1 protein-coding gene is annotated in these 255 nt (G+C 65.1%); it reads left to right on the forward strand.

All coding sequences use genetic code 11. From position 1 onward, the window contains the following. A partial coding sequence (locus LC490_RS24645; protein WP_223621913.1) for a phosphopantetheine-binding protein occupies positions 1-255 on the forward strand: 255 nt, incomplete at both ends.

The following is a 255-nucleotide window of genomic DNA, read 5'->3' on the forward strand; positions in this document are numbered from 1 at the left end:
AAGCTGGATCGCAGCGCGCTGCCGGCGCCGGATGGGCAGGCGTATACGCAGCGTGCCTACGAGCCGCCGCAAGGCGAGGTCGAGACGACGCTGGCGTCGATCTGGTGTGAGTTGTTGCGGTTGGAGCGGGTCGGCCGATACGACAATTTCTTCGAGCTCGGTGGGCATTCGTTGTTGGCCGTGACGCTGATGGAGCGCATGCGGCGCCGCGGATTGTCGACCGACGTGAAGTCGATCTTCAGCGCGCCGACGTTG

Origin of the sequence: Lysobacter sp. ESA13C (assembly GCF_019970005.1) — a bacterium.
Lineage (GTDB): Bacteria > Pseudomonadota > Gammaproteobacteria > Xanthomonadales > Xanthomonadaceae > Lysobacter > Lysobacter antibioticus_B.